Origin of the sequence: Paracoccus sp. T5, assembly GCF_048538155.2 — a bacterium.
Classification (GTDB): Bacteria; Pseudomonadota; Alphaproteobacteria; order Rhodobacterales; family Rhodobacteraceae; genus Paracoccus.
The window spans coordinates 1633945-1651261 of record NZ_CM135809.1 but is presented as its reverse complement, the minus strand read 5'-3'; the positions used below and the strand labels follow the sequence as shown (position 1 = coordinate 1651261).

The 17317-nt window shown below is 61.9% G+C and carries 21 protein-coding genes; 11 read left to right on the top strand and 10 right to left on the bottom strand.

The window, feature by feature from the left end:
* Positions 1–66: 66 nt before the first annotated feature.
* The 5 genes from ACNR9W_RS08155 to ACNR9W_RS08135 form a co-directional block, all read right to left on the bottom strand.
* Positions 67–384 (bottom strand): flavodoxin domain-containing protein, encoded by a 318-nt coding sequence (locus tag ACNR9W_RS08155; protein WP_419271529.1) that lies wholly within the window; start codon positions 382–384, stop codon positions 67–69.
* Positions 381–815, bottom strand: a complete 435-nt coding sequence (locus ACNR9W_RS08150; RefSeq protein ID WP_419271519.1) for a hypothetical protein — start codon at positions 813–815, stop codon at positions 381–383. The genes ACNR9W_RS08155 and ACNR9W_RS08150 overlap by 4 nt, the downstream gene beginning before the upstream one ends.
* Positions 796–1980 carry a serine hydrolase domain-containing protein gene (locus ACNR9W_RS08145; protein ID WP_419271518.1) on the bottom strand — a complete coding sequence of 395 codons (1185 nt, stop codon included), beginning with the start codon at positions 1978–1980 and terminating at the stop codon, positions 796–798. Before ACNR9W_RS08145 ends, ACNR9W_RS08150 begins: the two co-directional genes overlap by 20 nt.
* 4 nt (positions 1981–1984) lie before the next feature.
* Positions 1985–2878, bottom strand: coding sequence for a CPBP family intramembrane glutamic endopeptidase (locus tag ACNR9W_RS08140; RefSeq protein ID WP_419271517.1), 894 nt, complete (start codon positions 2876–2878; stop codon positions 1985–1987).
* Positions 2879–3432: 554 nt separating this feature from the next.
* On the bottom strand, positions 3433–4236 hold the full coding sequence (locus ACNR9W_RS08135) for a hypothetical protein (protein WP_419271516.1): 804 nt from the start codon (positions 4234–4236) through the stop codon (positions 3433–3435).
* Positions 4237–4451: 215 nt separating this feature from the next.
* On the opposite strand from ACNR9W_RS08135, the gene ACNR9W_RS08130 reads away from it, so the two are divergent.
* Both ACNR9W_RS08130 and ACNR9W_RS08125 read left to right on the top strand, forming a co-directional pair.
* A complete protein-coding gene (locus tag ACNR9W_RS08130) occupies positions 4452–4799 on the top strand; it encodes an NERD domain-containing protein (RefSeq protein ID WP_419271515.1) in 348 nt (115 codons plus the stop codon).
* A 72-nt stretch (positions 4800–4871) separates the two neighbouring features.
* Complete coding sequence (locus ACNR9W_RS08125) at positions 4872–6482, top strand: DEAD/DEAH box helicase (RefSeq protein WP_419271514.1); 1611 nt, start codon at positions 4872–4874, stop codon at positions 6480–6482.
* Positions 6483–6511: 29 nt separating this feature from the next.
* Here the strand turns inward: ACNR9W_RS08125 and ACNR9W_RS08120 are convergent, their stop codons facing one another.
* From ACNR9W_RS08120 to ACNR9W_RS08100, 5 genes are all read right to left on the bottom strand, one after another.
* Positions 6512–6904 (bottom strand): hypothetical protein, encoded by a 393-nt coding sequence (locus ACNR9W_RS08120; RefSeq protein ID WP_419271513.1) that lies wholly within the window; start codon positions 6902–6904, stop codon positions 6512–6514.
* The gene (locus tag ACNR9W_RS08115) at positions 6901–8229 is read right to left on the bottom strand and encodes a recombinase family protein (protein WP_419271511.1); all 1329 of its coding nucleotides are present in this window, start codon (positions 8227–8229) and stop codon (positions 6901–6903) included. The genes ACNR9W_RS08120 and ACNR9W_RS08115 overlap by 4 nt, the downstream gene beginning before the upstream one ends.
* 2 nt (positions 8230–8231) lie before the next feature.
* Entirely contained in the window at positions 8232–8636 is a 405-nt protein-coding gene (locus tag ACNR9W_RS08110; protein ID WP_458478728.1) for a DUF2924 domain-containing protein, read from the bottom strand.
* Positions 8637–9127: 491 nt separating this feature from the next.
* Complete coding sequence (locus ACNR9W_RS08105; RefSeq protein WP_458478473.1) at positions 9128–9949, bottom strand: ImmA/IrrE family metallo-endopeptidase; 822 nt, start codon at positions 9947–9949, stop codon at positions 9128–9130.
* Between the two features lie 95 nt (positions 9950–10044).
* The gene (locus ACNR9W_RS08100) at positions 10045–10365 is read right to left on the bottom strand and encodes a helix-turn-helix domain-containing protein (protein ID WP_206892583.1); all 321 of its coding nucleotides are present in this window, start codon (positions 10363–10365) and stop codon (positions 10045–10047) included.
* 161 nt (positions 10366–10526) lie between these two features.
* Between ACNR9W_RS08100 and ACNR9W_RS08095 the strand changes: the two genes are divergently transcribed.
* From ACNR9W_RS08095 to ACNR9W_RS08055, 9 genes are all read left to right on the top strand, one after another.
* On the top strand, positions 10527–11753 hold the full coding sequence (locus ACNR9W_RS08095; protein ID WP_419271633.1) for a hypothetical protein: 1227 nt from the start codon (positions 10527–10529) through the stop codon (positions 11751–11753).
* Positions 11731–12675, top strand: coding sequence for a hypothetical protein (locus tag ACNR9W_RS08090; protein ID WP_419271632.1), 945 nt, complete (start codon positions 11731–11733; stop codon positions 12673–12675). Before ACNR9W_RS08095 ends, ACNR9W_RS08090 begins: the two co-directional genes overlap by 23 nt.
* A 159-nt stretch (positions 12676–12834) precedes the next feature.
* The gene (locus ACNR9W_RS08085; RefSeq protein ID WP_043869387.1) at positions 12835–13044 is read left to right on the top strand and encodes a helix-turn-helix transcriptional regulator; all 210 of its coding nucleotides are present in this window, start codon (positions 12835–12837) and stop codon (positions 13042–13044) included.
* Between the two features lie 11 nt (positions 13045–13055).
* Positions 13056–13541, top strand: coding sequence for a hypothetical protein (locus ACNR9W_RS08080; protein ID WP_419271631.1), 486 nt, complete (start codon positions 13056–13058; stop codon positions 13539–13541).
* Positions 13541–14287 carry an ATP-binding protein gene (locus tag ACNR9W_RS08075; protein ID WP_043869389.1) on the top strand — a complete coding sequence of 249 codons (747 nt, stop codon included), beginning with the start codon at positions 13541–13543 and terminating at the stop codon, positions 14285–14287. The genes ACNR9W_RS08080 and ACNR9W_RS08075 overlap by 1 nt, the downstream gene beginning before the upstream one ends.
* Positions 14288–14306: 19 nt before the next feature.
* Complete coding sequence (locus ACNR9W_RS08070) at positions 14307–15518, top strand: DUF3987 domain-containing protein (protein WP_419271627.1); 1212 nt, start codon at positions 14307–14309, stop codon at positions 15516–15518.
* Between the two features lie 390 nt (positions 15519–15908).
* Complete coding sequence (locus tag ACNR9W_RS08065) at positions 15909–16439, top strand: crossover junction endodeoxyribonuclease RuvC (RefSeq protein WP_419271626.1); 531 nt, start codon at positions 15909–15911, stop codon at positions 16437–16439.
* Entirely contained in the window at positions 16436–16633 is a 198-nt protein-coding gene (locus tag ACNR9W_RS08060) for a hypothetical protein (protein WP_419271625.1), read from the top strand. Before ACNR9W_RS08065 ends, ACNR9W_RS08060 begins: the two co-directional genes overlap by 4 nt.
* Positions 16626–17012 (top strand): DUF6362 family protein, encoded by a 387-nt coding sequence (locus ACNR9W_RS08055; RefSeq protein ID WP_419271624.1) that lies wholly within the window; start codon positions 16626–16628, stop codon positions 17010–17012. Before ACNR9W_RS08060 ends, ACNR9W_RS08055 begins: the two co-directional genes overlap by 8 nt.
* Positions 17013–17317 lie beyond the last annotated feature (305 nt).

Below are 17317 nucleotides of genomic sequence, written 5' to 3'. Positions count from 1 at the left end.
CCGCTGCATGGCCGCCACCGGCAAGCGCCAGCCCGCCGAGACCCAGCAGGAGGCTCCGCCGCGCCGTCATGCCGGTGCCGACGCCAGTCGCGGCGCAAGCTCATCCGCCCACGGGGCGATCCGGTCCCGGTCTCGTCTGTCGCCCACCGGCGATTTTACGAGACGAACAGCAAGGCGGTCGAAGAAGGACAGGCGCGCGGGGTCGACCACACCTTTGAAAAAAGCCTCGTCGGTCGGCGAGATCAGATCACGCACCTTCGCGGTGTATTTCGCCCGCTCGGCCGCCGCGGCGGGATCGCCGCCGAGAGCCAGCATGTGCATCGTGGAGTAGGCCACCGGCATGGCAGACAGTGCCCCGTGATTTTCGGAAACAAAGTCCGTCATCTCGGGCAACCAGGGTCCGTAACACGCCGCGCTGCCCAGAACGGCGCCGAATAGCCGTCGAGGCCCGTGACCTCGCCCACCGGCCGTGCCTCGGCAGCAAGGCCCACTTCGCAGAGGTGCCGGGCGATCCTTTCCGCCACCTCGGCGCTGGACCCCGTACGGGTTGCATAAGCGACGAGGATCCTGTTGGTCATCTGGTTGTCTCCCTTGCAAGCGGAGGTGATCAGCAAGGTTGCGGGACGCCACGTTGCGCCCCTGATCCCTGCCGCGATCAAGGCGACACCGGCCAGAGCGAAGAGAAATCGGCGACGTCTGATCAAGGGCATGAGGGCCACCTCGTGAACAGCATCTTGCCGGTCTTCACGCGGGAAATCTGCACATTGGGCATCAGAAAGGGTTTGCGGGTGATGCTCATGGTTGGCCCGTTTCATCGCCGGAACTGATCGCCAGATCCCCGAGTGCGGCCTCAAGCTCGGGGACGAGGTCGGTCGTGTCATCCATGATACCGACATCGGTGTTGATCTGAAACGCGACCGTGACGCCGTGATCGGCGTAGTGGCGCAGGCTGGAGACGTAGCCGGGGATCCAGCCGCCATGGCCCCAGACCGGCCCACGCGGCGTATCGGCGTAGATCGCGACGCCTGCGCCATAGAGGATGCCCGGCGAGTCGGCAGCGACAGGCACGCCGTCCAGCAGCCGCTCGAGATAGGGTTCGGTCATCGCTTCGCCGCCGAAGAGGAGATGACCCCACCTCGCAAGATCGGCCGATGTCGAGGCGAAACCTCCGCCCGCGGACTCCACGGCTGGGTTCCACAGGAGTTGTCCGTCCGAATCCGCAGTACGTTCGGGCATGCCGAACGGATTTTTGGCGGCGACATAGCCGACCGCGAGCCAAGGCAGATCTGGTCGATCCGACGGGACTGTGCCACTCAGAGCGAGCGGACCCAGAAAGCGGCTGCGGACGGCCTCATGCCACGGCTGTCCGGTAACCTCCTCGATCACGAGGCCAAGCAGGACGTAGCCCGTGTCGCTATAGGCCCAGTCCATGCCGGCCTCGAACAGCGGGTCCTCTCCGGCCACGAACGTCACGAGCCGCTCCGGATTGAAGTCCTCTTCGTCCGTCGCGAGCCGTGCCCATTCCTCCTGGAACGCGGGCAAATGCACATGATTGGGCAGCCCAGAGGAATGGTGCAGAAGCTGTTCGATGGTGATGGTGTCCGCGTTCGGCAGCGCGTCGAACCACGGGCGATTTCCGAGATGCGCGGACAGGAGGTCGGCGCGGGACAGCGATTCCTCGTTTTGCAGCGACAGAACGGTCGCAGCGACGAAGGTCTTGCCGATGCTCGCGGCGAGCATTGGTGTCTCGGGCGTCATGATGCGGCCGTTCTCGAGGTCCGCAAGCCCGGTCGCTGCGGACACGATCGTTACCTCGGGTAGGACGATCGCGGCGGTTACGCCCGGAAAGCCGTAGCGGTCGTGAAAATCCCCGAGGGTTGCCTCCAGCCGTATGGCAAGATCCGAGTTATCCTGCGCTATGAGCGGAGCTGCAAAACCGGCCAGCACCAGAACATAAGATGCGATGGCCACGTTGCGCATGCGGTCACTTCGCGGTTCTTGGGGCGAAGGCGCGTTCGGCCGGGATGACTTCGGTCACGGCGCCATCACGAGTGAACATCGTGCCGTAGTTCCACCACACGACGACGACGGCCACGGCGACCAGAATGATCGTGTCCCAAGGCTGCGCATCCGGCCAGAATGGGTTGATGAGCTGCCAGTGGAACAGCATCGGCCAGAGCAGGCTGCCCTGCGTACTGTTGAAGATCGGCGTGACGAGAACAGCGAGCGTCACGTTCCCGATGAAGAAGGGAAGGAAGTTCCAGTCGGCGTAGACCGTGCTGGAGAGGAAGAACGCCGGCAGGTGCCAGAACCCCCAGGTCGCGCCGATGACAAGGCCGGCCCAGATTGGCGCCATATGATGCTGGAGCAGTGGCTGCATGACGCCGCGCCAACCAAACTCTTCGACCGGACCCAAAAGAAGCATCATGAACAGCACCGCCACCATCGGGCCGGCCCCTTCAGGCGGCAGGGGCGTAAGGATCGGGCCTCCCTTGATGAGCGATCCCGTGACGAAGACGAGCGGCAGGAAGAGCAGAATGAATGCCGCCCAGCCCCACGAGCATCGCCATAGCAACAGCCGGGAGAAAAAGGCGCGGGGGCCGGACGCGCCTGAATGGAAGAACACCACGACAAAGGCCGCGATCGCCGGGGACCATGTAGCGAGAAAGAAGAACGGATGTGATCCGCTGATCTCGCCGAAGGTGGCAGCCGCCATCTCGGGTGCGAAAACATAGATCCCGATGAGCCCCCACGTGATCAAGAACGTCACGACGAGAAAAAGGATAAGAGCCTGGGCCGTTATCTTCTTTGAAGAAGGAGCAATTGTCCGGCTTGGCATCGCGACGGCTCCCAAAATTGGATGTTTCAGGACCTGCATTACACTATGAGGCAGGCTTTACGTTGATCTGGATCAGGCTCGGTCCGTCTGGCTGCTCAATGCGATCGCCGCATGCGCCCCAAACTGGCCGCTCTGAACCTTATCAGGCACAAGAGCTTTTTCGCGAAAACAATAGTTTGGCTTGGAGAAGGTTGGACGTCAGGCCTGTTCCCTCCGCCACTTGCACATTGCAAACCCGAAAACAGGTCCCTCGCGGGGCCTTTTTCTTTATGTGCCAAAGGGGTTTGCAAGGACCACCCGCCCTTTGGAGACTGGCCTGCCGCGCGAGATCGGTCTCCGAACGCCCACCGTCTCTTTCCACCCGCCCTTCGCTTGCGTCGAGACGGATTCAAAACCCCCATACATTTCAATGAACTGACGGGGTCGCGTTGCGCCCGCGTTTCGCTGGTTCCGGCTTGTTTCGATAGAGACGGAGCGACGAAACGGGCGGCGTGGTCGTTGGTATGTCTTGGGAGTTTTGCGCGAAGCTTCCGGGGAACTGTAGAGATAGAGCAGATCAAAAGGCAACCGGTGTGAAGGGGCCTCGCCCGGGATCAGGGCAGACTATCGGGTGAGCCCTCACCAGGTTCTTGGGAGATCACCAGCCTTCGCCGAGGATCCGTTTCCTCGGCATTCCCCTGAATCCATGCAAGGATGTGCCGCGAGTCCTCTACCGAAACCGTTGCATCGCGGGAGATGCGGAAACCTGCCATGCGTTCAAGATCGCGCGGTCCCAGCATCGATCTTTCCAAGTATGTCCGGATCGAAAAAACTGGCATGGCGTCTGGAAAGAATGACTTGGCCGCAGCATTCACGCGCAGCGTGCGCAAGACCAATGCCCCGTCACCGTGAGGCATGAGCATGTCGTACGTCATGTCGTCCTTCAGCTTGGTCAGGTTGTGCTCGAAGCCTGAAGACAACATGGTGCGAAGGGAGCGTGCCTTCTGAAGGATCTGGAGAACATCGGCCTTCAGTGTCTCGGGGGTCGAAGCACCGCGCTCCATCAACCTCGACATGGCGTGGTGCGAAATATTGGCGGCGATATTGATGTGCGAATTACTCTCTCCGGCGCGCGCGATACACAAAAGATCGGCAAGAATGACCGATCGCTCAGAAAAGGCCTTCTCCTCGTCTCCGGTCATTGCAAAGACATCAGTTTCACGGGCAGACGCCATCCGAACGGCGAACACAGCCTTCATGACCTTGTCCCATTGGGCCAAATGGACGCTACCAAACGCAGGGCGCACATTCTTGGATACGCGCTCGATCACGCGGCCGGGCTTCTTTGAGGGAACGGATTCATGAAAGGCGGACAGTGCGGCCTTGCGCCGCGGCGAGTTCAACCAGTCTGTTATCACGGTCTGGACGATCCTGGATGAACTTCGTAGCGTGGCCCTCAGCCAATCTTTTGTACAAGTCTTGCGCTCCCGGCCGCCAAAGAATTTTCACAGTATCAACAAGATGCAGAACGAAGGTCCAGCTTCAAGCCCAAAGGTGAACCAGGGCGTACCGTGGGGTTCATCGACGACTAGTGGGGCGTTTAACCAGATGCGCCGCGCACGGAGCTTTTGCTATGATTGAGTTGCCCGAGCGGTTTATTGAGCCGCCTTTAGAAGACCTTCCGCGCCTGCGCCAGGAAATGACGGAAGGCGAGCGGATCGTTTTTGATTTTTTTCATCGAAATCTTGACCCGAAATGGGAAATATATGTTCAGCCTCACCTGAACGGCTTACGTCCTGACTTTGTTTTGATGCATCCCGCTATTGGCATCGCAGTTTTCGAAGTAAAAGACTGGAACTTGGATGCCATGGAGTACTTTCCGAAGCACATTAACTCCCATCGGACGGAGCTTTGGGCGCGGAAGGACGGGAGAGATTTTTCTCATGAGCGAAGCAATCCCTTCTCGGCAATAGCCCGCTAAAAGGAACGAATATACAATCTCTATTGCCCCAGACTGCAACAAAACGCGGGATTTGCGGCTATTACCGGAGGAGTGATCTTCCCATTTGCGGATGGCAAACGCGTTCGTGAATTGCAAAAATCCTTCCTCAGCGACGGTGAGGTTAAGTCGGCAGGTCGATATTTGCCAGTCAGCGGTCGTCATGAGTTGATGACAGGAGATCTGGCCGCGGTTTTTCCTGATGCAACATTGTCTCATTCGAACCTGATGCGTCCGGCCCTTGCGGATGATTTGCGCGGCTGGTTGGTCGAGCCAGATTTTGCGAAAGAGCAGAGAAAGAAATTGGCGCTGGACGCTCGTCAAAGTGATCTCGCCGATACACGGACGAAGTCCGGATTTCGACGCATCAAAGGCCCTGCTGGCTCCGGTAAATCTCTTGTCCTCGCTGCCCGCGCCTCGCGTCTGATAGCAGAGAATAAGTCGGTTCTGATCGTCACATTCAATATTACGCTTTGGCACTACTTGCGGGACCTCGTGGTGAGAGGTTCTCCTGTGCGCGGCAAGATGCAGAATGTTGTTTTTGCTCACTTTCACGATTGGTGTAAGGACGTGTGCCTTGAGGCTGACATGGGCGAAGCATACGATGAGTTGTTCAAGCCAATCTGGCCGCTCAACGCCGAGATAGAGCGTATACGGGCGCAGAAGCTGCCACCGCAACGGGAAAGGGACCTCCTGAAGCCACTGCAGCGGGAACTCAACAGATTACTTACTCCAATCTTGAATATTGACGTGCCGAGTTTGGCAGCCGAAGCGGCTAAAAGCGCCGAAAGCACGAAGTACGACGCGATCCTGGTCGACGAAGGACAGGATTTTCTTCCCTTGTGGTGGAACGCCTTGCGGAATGGTCGTAAATCCGATGGCGAGATGGTGCTCGTAGCAGATACCACCCAAGATATTTACGGCACAGCGCGCAGCTGGACCGATGAAGCCATGACCGGTGCAGGTTTTACGGGCGATTGGTCCAGACTTGAAGTCAGCTATCGACTTCCATTTGACGCGCTCAAGGCATCACAAGATTTCGCAACCAAGTTTCTTCCCAAGGACATGATTGATCTTCCGGATACTGCTCAGGGAAATCTGGAGGTGGAGCCATGTACGTTAAAATGGGTTCAGTGCAGCCCTGAGGACTCCGAACGTCAATGTGTCGACGCCACGCTTGCGATGATGCGAGAGACCGGAAAGGCTGGCCTCGCGAACGCGGACATTACTTTCATATGCAACGACATCGATTTTGGTCGAAAAGTTGTCGACGAGCTTGGCACCTACAGCGGTGTCCGTACAGTCCATACGTTCGAGAGAAGCAAACTCGAGCAGACCCGGAAGAAAATGGGATTCTTCATGGGCGATGCGCGCGTCAAAGCCACAACGTTGCATAGTTTCAAAGGGTGGGAGACACGGCTTTTGGTTGTTCATGTCGGCCATGCCATCGGCAGCGATGGGTTGGCTTCCGTTTACGCTGCGCTGACGCGGCTCAAGCGTAGCCCGGAAGGTAGTTGGCTGACGGTCGTTTGCTCAGCGCCCGAGCTGTCAGAATATGGGCGCACTTGGTCAGGCTACAAGGATATAACGAGGACCGTTCCCGTTGAAGAAAATCCTTACATCAAGGCAGCGGAAGGACTCATTAAATTTCGGTTAGACCAGTGATTTCGGTCGTTTGAGGCTTTTAGTAGCCGTCATTGATCGGCGTTGATTGCTTTCTCGACCTGCTCCTGCCATGTCTCCCCTGCCAGAAAACACAGGTCGTAAAGACTGACCGCCGATGCCTCGCGGCCGCAGGTCAGGCGTTTGAGGACCTCTGGCGCCAGATAGGCGAGGCGCAGTTGGCGGCTGACGTGGCGCTCGGCCAGACCGACGGCCTCGGCCAGTTCCTGGATCGTGGCGAACTCGCCTGCCTCCATGCGCCGCCGCCAGCCCCATGCCCGGCCAATTGCGCGCAGGATGTGCGGATCCTGCGTCTGATCCTCGCTCGGGCTGTAATCGGCGGGCGGCATGATCTTGGGTCGCCCGTTCTTCTTGCGCAGCTTCAGGGGGATCAGCACACGGATCGTGTCATTGCCTCGGGTCATTCGGCGGCCTCCATGTCGCGCGGCGCGATCATCTCGCGGATGACGCCTGCGACGCCTTCGCGGCGGATGTCGACCTCGAGCCCGGCGGCGGTGACGGTGACGCGCCGGACCAGCAGCTGGATAATCCGCGCCTGTTCGAGCGGAAACAGCTGCGCCCAGAGCGCGTTGAAATCATGCGGCGCCGCGATGGCCTCGGCCTCGGACACCTGATCGCGCTTCAGCGCCGCCAGCACCTGCGTAACCACCTCGGGGGTCTGCAGAATGCGCCGGACCTCGGTGACGATGGCGTCCTCGACCATTCCCGCTGGCAGGCGGGTCGGCGCGAGATCGCCGCTGTCGTCCTCCGTGGTGCGGTTCTTGATCACATCCATCGACACGTAATAGCGGTAGAGCTTGCCGCGTTTCTTGGTCGCGGTCGGGGTCATGGCCGCGCCGGTATCAGTGAAGATCAGGCCCTTCAGCGGCGCGGGCGTCTGCATGCGGCTGTTGTTGGACCGGGCGTGGCGGTTGCCCTGCAGGATGGCGTCGACCTGATCCCAGACCTTGTCGGTGACGATGGCCTCGTGCTCGCCCGGATAGGCCTTGCCCTTGTGGACCGCATCGCCGCGATAGACGCGATTGCGGAGCACCCGATAAAGGTAGCCCTTGTCGATCAACGTGCCCTGCTTGCTGCGAAACCCCTCGCGCCGCAGTTCCTTCGCCAGCATCGTGGCCGAGCCGAGTTCGACGAAGCGCTCGAAGATCCGACGCACCGAGGCGGCCTCAGCCTCGTTGATCACCAGCTTGCGGTCCTGCACATCGTAGCCGAGCGGCACATAGCCGCCCATCCAGATCCCGCGCTTGCGCGAGGCGGCGACCTTGTCGCGGATGCGTTCGCCGATGACCTCGCGTTCGAACTGGGCGAAGCTGAGCAGGATGTTCAGCGTCAGGCGCCCCATAGAGGTGGTCGTGTTGAAGGATTGCGTGACCGAGACGAAGGTGACGCCATTGCGGTCGAAGACCTCGACCAGCTTCGAGAAATCCATCAGGGCGCGGCTGAGCCGGTCGATCTTGTAGACCACGACCACGTCGATCAGCCCGTCGTCGATGTCGGCCAGCAGCTGCTTCAGGCCGGGCCGTTCCAGATTGCCGCCCGAGAATCCGCCATCGTCGTAGCGGTCGCGGGTTGCGACCCAGCCCTCGGATTTCTGGCTGGCGATATAGGCTTCGCAGGCCTCCCGCTGGGCGTCGAGGCTGTTGAACTCCATGTCGAGCCCTTCTTCGCTCGACTTGCGGGTGTAGATGGCGCAGCGCAGGCGGCGGCCGGGGCGTGTGTTCATGTCCATGGTCAAACCTCCCGCGATCGGACCTGCAGCCCGAAGAAGCGATATCCGTTCCAGCGCACGCCGGTGATCTCACGGGCAATCCCCGAGAGCGATTTGTACTTGCGGCCCTGCCACTCAAAACCGTCCTTCAACACGGTGATGGTGTGCTCGACCCCGTTCCATTCCCGGATCAGCCGGGTGCCTGCCACCGGATTGCGGGGATCCGCGATCTGGTTCTTGCGGCGGGAGACGCCCTCGACCTCGTCGGCAAGCAGGTCCAGCATGCGGCGGGTCTCGTGATCAGGGCCGCCATAGGTGAGTTCCTGCAGGCGATAGGCGATGCGGGCCTCGAGAAAGGCGCGGCTGTTGTTCGGCGCGGTGCTGCCGAGAAGCCGTTCCCATTCAACCTTCAGCTCTTTCACCGACATGGCCTTGAGCGCGACGATGCGCGACAGGACGCTGTGGTCCAGGCGCGCGTCCTGCCTAGGTTTAGGCGGCGTTATCTTACTGTGATGCTTCATCAATTCCTCCGATGCGGATGCGTTTCCTGCGACGACCACCGCTCTTTCGGAGCGGGTAGTCCACGGAACTGTCTCCGTCGGCGGGCGATAAAGAACTGGACTTCCCGGCATTCAGGCGAACGACGCCTGCGGCGAGGATGCGACCCAACTCGGCAAGCCGGGCATCAGGGGACATGCGTTCAGGGTATAGAGGATTGGGCCCGGAAACCGGGTCTTCGGAGGGAATGGACATGGCGGGTTTTCGCGACTGTTGTGATAGGCGAAATGTGTCGCGAAATCGGAAAAATATCAAGTAAATCAGCTAATTACGGACTCATGCGGTCGCTGCGCGCCGTGGCGAAAATCTGCGTAGCTGATATGTCCCTGCGCTCTCCTCTCGGTCGGACGGCCGTGGCGAATCAACCCGTCCGGCCGTCCATGAACTTGTCGAAGCTGTCGAGGACCGGCTCTTCCTCCAGATCGGCCATTTCCCATCGCGATGGGGCGCGGTCGGGGTAGAGCAGAAGTGAGATCGTCATCTGGTCATTGCTGGGCGAGAACACAGTCATCTCGTGGACCGGTTCAGAGCCGAGCCAGATGCCGCCCGGATGGTGGCAGCCGTGGCGCCCGTCATCCCCGTCCACCTCTTGCGCGGCAAGCGAGGCTGGCGGCAATTCGATCACCTCTTGCCGTGCCCGGTAGAAAACCCCGGACTTCAACAGCGGTTCACTGGACCAGGCCCAATCGATGAAGCCCTCCTTGCCGACCACGATCATCGCGCGCTTGTCGGTGATGGTCATCCATTTCAGGATCGCGGCCGTCAGCGACACGGCATAGCGATCCGCGAGCTCGGTCATCACGTCGATATCGATGATCCGGCCTTTGATCTGCTCGCGGAAATCGTCGAGGGGCATCAGCAGGTAGGAGGCGAATGTGTTCGCCTCCGCCTCGATCCTGTTCCGGGCCTCATCCCAGTCGGCCATGTTACGGCTGGTGCATTCCAGCCCACGCGGGTTGGCCTGCCGGTGGAGGAGGTAGTGCCCCAGCTCATGCGCAAGCGTGAAGTTGCGCCGCCCCGCCGACCGGATGGTCTCGTTGTAGACAATGCCCCACTCGCCCGCGCAATGCGGATTTGGCAGCAGCATGCCTTCGACGCCCTTGGAGAGTTTCAGCCCTTGCACCATCGTGATTGGCGCGTCCGGAAACACCTGTCGCGAGAAATCCTGCGCCAGCGCGGCCACATCGATGGGGAACCGCGGAAGGCCATGGGTTCCTTGGACCATCGACAGGATCTGTGTCAGGCGGATAGCCCACCCCTTCGGCGTCGTCGGCAGACTCAATCCTTCTTTCCCCACATGTCGATCATCTGGTTGATTTTCTGCTGGTCTTCGGGGGCGAGCTTGCTGAACTTGCGGAAGAATGCCTCCTTCAGAACCTCGTCGCTGGGCTCCTCGCTGTCATCCAGCAGGTAGTCGGTCGTGACCTCCAGAGCCTGGGCGATGCGGGTCAGCTTCTCGCCCGACGGTTTTCGCGTATCGCGGTTCTCGAGTTCCCAAAGATAGCTCTTGCTGGAGTCGGTCAGCTCGGCGAGCTTGTCGAGGGAATATCCCTTTTCCTGACGGTGACGCTTGATCTTCGCGCCGAGGGACGTGGTCATCGTATCATCCTTGGTTTCCTTGGTTGGAGAACGCTTGTTCGCTATGCCGAACAAGATTGTTCCATGCAAGTAGACGTGGCGATTTGTTCGATATATATCGAACAACATCGTATCGCATTTTCGCGATTCTGTCCTCCTCCCCGGCCAAAGAAAGGGCTCTCATGACCGCCATCGCGGCGTTTCTCCGCAAGACCCCCGTGATCCGTCTGCAGGATTACTTCACTGCTGGCGGGTTCACCTCGCTTGCGCCCATCGACTGGCCGAAGCCCGAGCCCGAGGTGGTAGAGTCGCTGATCAAGGCCGTCGACGCCATGTCCGATGACGAAAAGCAGCGCGTCGTCCTCGATGCGGCCCGCGTGGCGGCGCTGGCCGATGAGCCCGGCCAGAACGCGTTGCAGAACGTCGTCGTGAACCGCGCCGTCTTCGATACGCTCGAAGGGGCCAACAACCGCTCGCTCTGGGTTTTCCTCAACGAGAACGACCGGTTCCGCCTGGCCGAAGAGGTGCGCTACAATGATGAGCGCCGCCGGGGACGGTCGTGGAGCGGGTTCGGCGTCGATCCCGATCTCGCGGTGAAGAAAGACCCGGTCTCGCTCGCCGCATTCACGGCCGCTATCCGTGCGCGGTTCGAAACGCCCAACGTCCATGTTGACATCTTCGACCGCCACCGGGTGATCCTCGAGGGCGAGGAATGCGAACTGGTCCAGGTCGCGGTCTACCGGGAGGGGCGTCCCGAGGACACGCTGGGCTTCGACGCCAACAGCACCCTGTCGCGTCGGATCGTGAAGCCGGTCTTCGAGGCAGCGCTGACCTATGAGGCCGCGACCGGCGTAATCGAGGTCGTGGCCAAGACGCGCGAGGACCGGATCGACCTGACCCGGTACATGGCGCGCGACCTGCTGGGCATCACCCTCGATGAAGAGCAGTCGCTTTCGCTGCGCGAGTACGATCTCAGCATGCTGCTGCGGCCTTTCGACTTCCCGACTGACCCGGGCGACGGGATTGCCGGCGTGACTGTCAAGGAATTGCGCCTGATGGATCTGGGCGATGCGAAGGAGCGCATCACGCTCGAATCCATGTCGGGTGCCGACCGGACAATCTGGCGGATGGCGGAACATCGGATCGGCCTCGACATCGGCGGAGGCGCGCGTGTCTTGGGTGGCACCGGCGACGTGGCGGAATGGGTGGTCACCCGTGCGCGCTTCACCATCAAGTTCCACCCGGGCCCCGATGGCGGGCGGGGCAAGTCTTTGTCGCTGACCGTGACCATGCCGCATGGCTGCAACCTGAAGGACATGACCCCGCAAGAGCGCCTGATCGGCGAAAAGTATCTGCGGCTCTGGGGCATCCTGAAGGACGATAACGATGAAGGCGACGTTCTTGAGTAAGCGTGCGATCGACCTTCTGTTGCGGGCCATGGAAGCCCACAGCATGTCGCTCCAGACATCGGCGCTGCACCAGGTTTCGCGCAGCGCGACCGACGCTTTGATCGCGGCCAAGCTGCTCGTGCCGAGCGGGCACGTCCCGGTCGTCGCCGCGATGGATGACTATGAGGATGAACCGGTCGAGGCCACCTGGTCGGCCGAGCTGAATTCATATGGCTATCACGACAGCACCGGCCGTTGGGTCAAGGTCGCCCATGAGGACATCGCGGCGTGCAGGGTCGACTACGGTCTGGCCCTTGCCAAGATGCTGGTGGCGTTCGAGCGTGCCGGGCCCTCACGCCCGACGTCCTTGGTCACGGATCTCGTCTGGGAGGTTGGAACCATCAAGCTCGCCGGAGCGAAGGCCCCGGTGCCCGTCTGGTTTGCCCGGCGGCTTGGCGATCCGGGGGTCTGGACGCAGCTCGAGGCGCTGATCGGGCGCAAGCCGCCGCAGGAAATCCGCATCATTCTGACCTCCACATCCGGCGAGCGCATTCCCGAGACGGCCCAGAAACGCAGCCACATCATCAACGTGGCGGATGTTGCTGGTGATCCGGCCACGCTTGCGATCTCGCCACAGGTCCTCGGGGCTCGGGTGTTCCCCGGGCAAGCGCAGCGTCGTTTCCCGATCGATCATTCCGATGACTACGGCATCGTATGGCTGCGCGGCGAAACCCTTACCTTCGGCAGTGACAAGCAGCGGCAACTCCTGGGGCTGCTGTTCAACGCCTATTGGTCGGGTTCGCCTGAATGCCGGACGGCGGTGGTGCTTTTCGAAGCGGGCTACGGAGACAGCACGAATTCATTCTCCAAGGTGTTCAGCGGTCGCGACGACTGGCGCTCGTTCATCAAATACGCCGACGGAAACTGTTGGATCGAGCCCTGATCCGATCAGCCATCGCCATTCCGAAGGCCGTCCATCAGGGCGGCCTTTTGCTTTTGTGACTTTCCTACCGGCTTCCCTACTGGTGCCCTCCCTCAGCCCTACCACCCCCTCCGCCATGTTGAACCCGCAAGTGTTCGCAGAAATCCCAAGGAGGTTCACATGGCGACCAGGCACCTTTCCCAGATCGAGCTGGCGGCTCGCTGGAACATCTCGCACCGCACGCTGGAGCGCTGGCGGTGGACGGGCGAAGGCCCGAAATTCATCAAGCTCGGCGGCCGGGTGATCTACCGGCTCGAGGATGTCGAGGCCTTCGAGGCCGAACAGATCCGCGGCGTGGATCACGAACCCCATCGGCCGATGTCGGCGTGAGGGGGCGGAACATGACGATCTCCAATCACATCACCCTAGCCGATATCCACCGCATGCCGGTGGGCCAGATCGCGGCGCTGTCCGCCGATCAGCTCGCGCTGCTGAAAGGCGCGGCGGAGGAGCAGCTGACGCAGGCGAAGTCGGTCGCGGACTGGCTCGACGGCGCCATCTCCCTCAAATACGCGGACCGCGCCCAGGACACCCGCCAAGAGGCGGGCAAGGACACCGGCACGATCCGGTTCGAGGATGACGGCGTCACCGTGATCGCCGAACTGCCCAAGCGCATCGACTGGGATCAGGCGTTGCTGGCGCAGATCGCCGAAAATATCGCCTCGGCGGGCGAGGACCCGGCGGAATTCATCGAGACCAAGCTTTCGGTCTCCGAGCGCAAATACAGCGCTTTGCCGGAAAGCTGGCGTAAGGGCTTCGAGCCCGCGCGCACGGTCCGCACCGGCAAGCCGAAGTTCCGCCTCTTGCTGAACGAGGAGGTGCGCTGATGGCCATTTCGCTCGCGTCCCTGCGCACGACCTCGGTGCTGACCCCGCCGCGTATCCTGATCCACGGTGTGGCCGGGGTTGGCAAATCCACCTTCGCGGCCGATGCCGACCGGCCCGTTTTCCTCATGACAGAGGATGGCCTGGGCAAGCTGCAGGTCCCGCATTTTCCGCTCGCGACCAGCTATGCGGAGGTGGCCGAGGCGCTCGACGCGCTGCTGAACGAGGACCACGATTTCGGCACGGTCGTCGTCGACAGCGTCGACTGGCTGGAGCCGCTGATCTGGGCCGAGGCCTGCAAGCGCAACGGCTGGGCCTCGATCGAGGCGCCGGGGTTCGGCAAGGGCTATGCAGAGGCGCTGACCATCTGGCGCGAATATCTCGACCGGCTCAACGCGCTGCGCGACCGCAAAGGCATGGTGGTCATCCAGATCGCCCATACCGACATCAAGCGTTTCGACAGCCCCGAGCACGAGCCCTACGACCGCTATGTGATCAAGCTGCAGACCCGCGCCTCGGCGCTGCTGCAGGAGCATTCGGACGTGGTGCTCTTCGCCAACTATCAGATCTCGGTCGCGAAATCCGATGTCGGCTTCAACAAGAAGGTGACCCGGGCGCTCGGGTCCGGTGCGCGCGTCATGCACACCGAAGAGCGCCCCGCCTTCCTCGCCAAGAACCGTTACGGCCTGCCGGACACCCTGCCGCTGATGTGGTCGGAGTTCCTCGCGGCCATGCCCCAATCCCAATGAACTGAACAAGGACAAGACCATGGCACGTTTCGACACGTCCTTCGACGCCACCAGCGTCGGGGCGAGCCTCTGCGCCATCGGTGCGCTGATGGGGCGGCGGTATCGCACGACCAGCAACCTGCGTTCGAACCTCTATGTCGTGGGGATCGCCGACAGCGGCTCGGGCAAGAACCACGCCCGCGAGATCATCAACGAGGTCTTCTTCGAGGCGGGTCTTGCGCACCATCTCGGCGGCAACAAGATAGCCTCCGGCGCGGGGCTCTTGACCGCGCTCCACCGCCAGCCGGCGATCCTGTTCCAGATCGACGAATTCGGGATGTTCCTGTCGGCCGCCGCCGACCGCAAGCGCAGCCCGCGCCATATCACCGAGATCCTCGACAACATGACCGAGCTCTTCACGGCCGCGGGCGGGATCTTCCTCGGGGCGGAATATGCGAACCGCGACGGCACCAATGAGCGGCGCGACATCAATCAGCCCTGCCTTTGCGTCTATGGCACCACGACGCCCCTGCATTTCTGGGGCGCGCTGCAGGGCGCGAATGTGGTCGACGGCTCGCTCGCGCGTTTTCTGATCCTGCCGAGCGATGAGGACTATCCCGACGAGAACCTCGCCGTGGGCATCCGGCAGGCGCCGCCCGCGCTGATCCAGGCGCTCCAGCTGGTCGCGAGCGGCGGCGGGACCGTGAAGGGCAACCTGACCGGCAAGACCGCCGATCAGAACACCGCCGTGAACCCAATGACCGTGCCGATGTCCGACGCGGCGCGCGCCCGGTTTGCCGACCTCAGCGACACCCTGACCGAGGAGCTGCGGGCAGCGGCCGGCACGGCCTTTACCGCCATCCTCGCCCGGATCGGAGAGAACGCGCTGAAGCTGGCGCTGATCGTCGCCGTCGGGCGCGATCCTGCGCGCCCCGAGATCGACATCACCGCGGCGGATTGGGCCATCGGCTTCGTGCGCCATTACGCGAGGCGCACCATGGAGGCGGTCGAGCGCCATGTGGCAGACACCGAGACCGAGGCGCATCTGAAGCGTCTGAAGGAAATCGTCCGCGCCGCCGGGCCCAAGGGGATCACCAAATCCGACATCACCCGCGCCTCCCAATGGCTGAAATCGCGCGACCGCGACGAAATTTTGCTGACGCTGATCGAGAGCGGCGACATCACGACGGGCATGCGCGGCTCCTCGACCAAGCAGGCCATGGTCTACCGGATGGCGCGTTGGGGCGGGTGACCGGAGATCCTTCAATCCGCCTGAAGCGGCCCTTGAAGCCGAAATGCCGACAAGCAGCCGAAATGAAAGGGAAAAACGGAATCCTTCAAATCCTTCAATCTTTCAAGAGGACCCCTTTCCCCTATACGCGTGCACGCGCATTCTCAAAGAGAGAGACAGGTACCTATTGAAATATTGAATAATTGAAAGATTATATATTACACATACAGGACAACCACTTAGGGGCGGAAATCTTTAAAGACGCCCCTCTGAAGGTTCTGAAGGATTTGCCGGGCGGTCCAGCTGCCCAGCCCATGAACTGACCAGACCACCCTTCGTGGCCTGGCGAGACCGCAGCCTTCACCGGCCAGCCCGCTCGCCTCGCTCAAAAACGCGAAGAGGAGGTCTTTCATGACCCAATCCAACGAACACCCGCGCGTGACGCAGACTTACGCGGCCCCACAGGGACCACGGTTCTGCGCCACCCTCGCGCTCGATCTCGGCACCACCACCGGCTGGGCGCTGCGTAGCCACGAGGGGCTCATCACCAGCGGCACCGCCAGTTTCCGGCCCGGGCGCTATGACGGCGGCGGCATGCGCTATCTGCGTTTCACCAACTGGCTGACCGAACTGGACCGCCTGTCGGGGCCCGTCGCCGCGATCTGGTTCGAGGAGGTCCGCCGCCACGCCGGAACCGATGCAGCCCATGTCTATGGCGGGCTGATGGCCTCGCTCACCAGCTGGGGAGAGCTGCGGGGCATCCCCTATGAGGGCGTGCCGGTGGGCACCATCAAGCGCCACGCCACCGGCAAGGGCAACGCGCCCAAGCAGGCCATGATCGAAGCGGCCCGCGCGAAGGGCTTCAGCCCCGAAGACGACAACGAGGCCGATGCCATCGCCATCCTGCTCTGGGCCCTCGACGCCCGGGGAGGTGCGGCATGAGGTTCCACCCAAAGGGCTATGGCGGCCAGCGCCGGTCGCCTGATGAGGTCAAGCGCGACGGCTGGCGCGAACAGGGCCTGCTGGCCATCAACGTGGATGACCAGCGCCTGACCTGGCCCGAGCGCGAACTCGTCGAGCAGCTGGGCACGCGGCTCTATGGTCCGCGACCGGCCGAGGAGCTGCGCCATGGCTGAGCCCATCTGGACCGCCGAGGACGTCGCCGATCATTTCGAGGAGGCGTTCCGCACCCTGCGCAAACTGCCACCCGTGAAGGTGCAGGGCTATTTCAACGCCTGGCCGCAGGTCATCCGCACCGAGCGCGAGATCCTCGCGATGGAGCCCGAACCGATGCGGGTCTGGCCCTCGGCCGCCGCGATCTCGCGGCTCGAGCAGACCTTCGACTGGGTGCTCTGGCTCGGCGAGAGTGAACGACGCCTGATCTGGTGGCGTGCCGCCCGGCGGCCGTGGAAGCAGATCACCCATGAGCTGGGCATCGACCGTAGCACCGCATGGCGCCAGCACAAGCTCGCGCTCACCAAGATCGCCGCGCGGCTGAATGCTGCGGCTGCATGAAGTGTTGCAACACTTTGATCTTCGACAGCTGCAACATATCCGTGCTATCTGAAGGATATGATGGGGAGAGTGCGTCGGAAGACGGCTCTCCCCGTTTCCGTTCGCGCGGACCCGCGACAGCAGGGCCGACGCGATGCGCATTTCCCTGAAATCGGCGGGTCCTTCCCGGCGTCCACCCTATGCGGGCGGGCGAAGCGCGAGGGTTTCCCAGTGACACCCCGGAAAATACCCGTTTCGTTTCGCCTGGGCCACTGCGGCAACGAGCACAGGGTCTGACCGCCGGAAACCCCATTCCTGAACCGAAA

What these genes read in the sequence shown, in the direction of transcription:
- ACNR9W_RS08095 (WP_419271633.1), top strand. Translation starts at nt 10,527, where the DNA reads ATGACCGCCATCGCGGCGTTTCTCCGCAAGACCCCCGTGATCCGTCTG.
- ACNR9W_RS08140 (WP_419271517.1), bottom strand. Translation starts at nt 2,878, where the DNA reads ATGCAGGTCCTGAAACATCCAATTTTGGGAGCCGTCGCGATGCCAAGC.
- ACNR9W_RS08150 (WP_419271519.1), bottom strand. Translation starts at nt 815, where the DNA reads ATGAAACGGGCCAACCATGAGCATCACCCGCAAACCCTTTCTGATGCC.
- ACNR9W_RS08090 (WP_419271632.1), top strand. Translation starts at nt 11,731, where the DNA reads ATGAAGGCGACGTTCTTGAGTAAGCGTGCGATCGACCTTCTGTTGCGG.
- ACNR9W_RS08110 (WP_458478728.1), bottom strand. Translation starts at nt 8,636, where the DNA reads ATGTCGGTGAAAGAGCTGAAGGTTGAATGGGAACGGCTTCTCGGCAGC.
- ACNR9W_RS08120 (WP_419271513.1), bottom strand. Translation starts at nt 6,904, where the DNA reads ATGACCCGAGGCAATGACACGATCCGTGTGCTGATCCCCCTGAAGCTG.
- ACNR9W_RS08145 (WP_419271518.1), bottom strand. Translation starts at nt 1,980, where the DNA reads ATGCGCAACGTGGCCATCGCATCTTATGTTCTGGTGCTGGCCGGTTTT.
- ACNR9W_RS08075 (WP_043869389.1), top strand. Translation starts at nt 13,541, where the DNA reads ATGGCCATTTCGCTCGCGTCCCTGCGCACGACCTCGGTGCTGACCCCG.
- ACNR9W_RS08070 (WP_419271627.1), top strand. Translation starts at nt 14,307, where the DNA reads ATGGCACGTTTCGACACGTCCTTCGACGCCACCAGCGTCGGGGCGAGC.
- ACNR9W_RS08130 (WP_419271515.1), top strand. Translation starts at nt 4,452, where the DNA reads ATGATTGAGTTGCCCGAGCGGTTTATTGAGCCGCCTTTAGAAGACCTT.
- ACNR9W_RS08115 (WP_419271511.1), bottom strand. Translation starts at nt 8,229, where the DNA reads ATGGACATGAACACACGCCCCGGCCGCCGCCTGCGCTGCGCCATCTAC.
- ACNR9W_RS08085 (WP_043869387.1), top strand. Translation starts at nt 12,835, where the DNA reads ATGGCGACCAGGCACCTTTCCCAGATCGAGCTGGCGGCTCGCTGGAAC.
- ACNR9W_RS08065 (WP_419271626.1), top strand. Translation starts at nt 15,909, where the DNA reads ATGACCCAATCCAACGAACACCCGCGCGTGACGCAGACTTACGCGGCC.
- ACNR9W_RS08060 (WP_419271625.1), top strand. Translation starts at nt 16,436, where the DNA reads ATGAGGTTCCACCCAAAGGGCTATGGCGGCCAGCGCCGGTCGCCTGAT.
- ACNR9W_RS08100 (WP_206892583.1), bottom strand. Translation starts at nt 10,365, where the DNA reads ATGACCACGTCCCTCGGCGCGAAGATCAAGCGTCACCGTCAGGAAAAG.
- ACNR9W_RS08055 (WP_419271624.1), top strand. Translation starts at nt 16,626, where the DNA reads ATGGCTGAGCCCATCTGGACCGCCGAGGACGTCGCCGATCATTTCGAG.
- ACNR9W_RS08155 (WP_419271529.1), bottom strand. Translation starts at nt 384, where the DNA reads ATGACGGACTTTGTTTCCGAAAATCACGGGGCACTGTCTGCCATGCCG.
- ACNR9W_RS08080 (WP_419271631.1), top strand. Translation starts at nt 13,056, where the DNA reads ATGACGATCTCCAATCACATCACCCTAGCCGATATCCACCGCATGCCG.